The organism is Rhodococcus sp. OK611 (assembly GCF_003050885.1).
GTDB classification, from domain to species: domain Bacteria; phylum Actinomycetota; class Actinomycetes; order Mycobacteriales; family Mycobacteriaceae; genus Rhodococcus_G; species Rhodococcus_G oryzae.
Map to the genome: position 1 here is coordinate 1 of NZ_QAOZ01000036.1, position 2,341 is coordinate 2,341.

2 protein-coding genes are annotated in these 2,341 nt (G+C 66.5%); both read right to left on the bottom strand.

Annotated elements, in window-relative coordinates:
* A partial coding sequence (locus C8K38_RS26730) for an Ig-like domain-containing protein (RefSeq protein ID WP_097214447.1) occupies window positions 1-2,034 on the bottom strand: 2,034 nt, incomplete at its 3' end.
* Between the two features lie 56 nt (window positions 2,035-2,090).
* The coding region (locus C8K38_RS26735; protein ID WP_146179121.1) for an Ig-like domain-containing protein at window positions 2,091-2,341 on the bottom strand (251 nt) is incomplete at its 5' end.

The following is a 2,341-nucleotide window of genomic DNA, read 5'->3' on the forward strand; positions in this document are numbered from 1 at the left end:
ATTCTTGAACTGCACCGTGCCACCAGCGGGAGCGGGCGAGACCGTCGCCTTCAACTCCGCAGGCGCACCCACGAACGCCGTCGCAGGCACCGTCAGCTGGGTCGACGTCGCGACATCGGCAACCGACACGGTCACCGTCGCGGCAGGAGAGGTCGAACCGGTGAACCCGGCACCGCCGGAGTAGACAGCGGTGATCGACTTCGCACCCACAGCATCAAAGGCGTGCGACAAGGTCGCCACACCAGCGTTCACCGCAACCGGACCACCGATGTTCGCAGCGCCGTCCTTGAACTGCACCGTCCCGGCCGCGGCAGCCGGAGCAACCGTCGCCTTCAACTCAACAGCAGCACCCACATTCGCCGTCGCAGGCACCGTCAACGTCGTGGTGGTCGCCTCATCCGGCACCGACACCGTCACCGTCGCCGCAGCAGACGTCGAACCCGTGAAACCCGCACCACCCGAATACACCGCGGTGATCGACTTCGCACCCGCAGCATCAAAGCTGTGCGACAACGTCGCCACACCACCGGCAACCGCAACCGGACCACCGATGTTCGCGGCACCATCCTTGAACTGCACCGTGCCACCCGCGGCAGCCGGAGCAACCGTCGCCTTCAACTCAACCGCAGCACCCACATTCGCCGTCGCAGGCACCGTCAACGTCGTGGTGGTCGCCTCATCGGGCACCGACACCGTCACCGTCGCCGCAGCAGACGTCGAACCCGTGAAACCCGCACCACCCGAATACACAGCGGTGATCGACTTCGCACCCGCAGCATCAAAGCTGTGCGACAACGTCGCCACACCAGCGTTGAGAGTGACCGGACCACCGATGTTCGCGGCACCATCCTTGAACTGCACCGTGCCACCCGCGGCAGCCGGAGCAACCGTCGCCTTCAACTCAACCGCCGCACCCACATTCGCCGTCGCAGGCACCGTCAACGTCGTGGTGGTCGCCTCATCGGGCACCGACACCGTCACCGTCGCCGCAGCAGACGTCGAACCCGTGAAACCCGCACCACCCGAATACACCGCGGTGATCGACTTCGCACCCGCAGCATCAAAGCTGTGCGACAACGTCGCCACACCACCGGCAACCGCAACCGGACCACCGATGTTCGCGGCACCATCCTTGAACTGCACCGTGCCACCCGCGGCAGCCGGAGCAACCGTCGCCTTCAACTCAACCGCCGCACCCACATTCGCCGTCGCAGGCACCGTCAGCGTCGTCGTGGTCGCCGCGTCGGGAGCCGACACCGTCACCGCCTGGGCGGCCGACTGCGAGCCCTCGGCTGTGGCGGTCGGGAGGAACTTCGCGGAGAGGTTGTGCGCGCCGGCGGTGGACGGCGTCCAGCCGACCGTCACTGCGCTGCCGACGAGCGGTCCCTCACCGATCTTGGCGGCACCGTCGTAGAACTCGACGACATTGCCCACGGCGCCGCCCGCGACGGTCGCGGTCAGCTGCACGGCCTGCCCGACAGTCGCGGCCGGCACGGGGGCAAGCGTCGTGGTCGAGGCGTTCTTGCGGACCGACACCGTCGGGCCCTTGCCGTCATAGGTACCGCTGCCGAGCGTCCCGGAGTAGTGCACCGTGGTCATCAGCGGCACGCCTCGGGCACAGTCGGCACCCACCTTGTACGAGAACTCGAAGGTCCGCAGATTCGGCGAGATGCTCGGGTACAGCGCCCAGCTGCCGGACACCTTCGCGAAGTCGGCGCCCTGGCTGTCGAGTCCCTGTCCGGAACCGTCGACCTTCGCGGAGCCGTCCACATAGGTCAGGCACGGCGGATGGATGTCCTTGACCTGCTGGATGTACTCGACGACTCCGCCGGTCCGGTCGAAGACGGTCTTCGAGGTGATGGTGTCGCCTGCGGCCGGGGTGACGTCGCTGATCGTGCGGGTGATCCGCTCGTTCCCGTCATCCCAGGTCACCGAGCCCGGCGCCGCCGAGGCGACCCCGACCCCGAGACCGAGCACCGCGAGGGCGGCACCACTTACCGCCGCCACCGCGCGGCGCATCATCAGACCGGACATGAAAGTTCCTCCATTTGCAGCACAAAGCATTGTTGGATCGAAACAGAACTAGAGATTCAGGAACCGAACTGGCTGGAACCGAACGACCCGGCCCCACCGGCACCGGCCACCGTCACCGTGCTCGCCTGAGAACCCGCACCCGAGAAACCAGCGAACCCGGAGTACGTCGCCGAGATCGAATGAGCACCCGGCGAATCGAAGGTATGCGACAACTTCGCCTTACCGTCGACCACATTCACCGGACCACCGATCGGGGTCGCACCATCCTTGAACTGCACCGTGCCACCATTCGGAGTCGGCGACACAA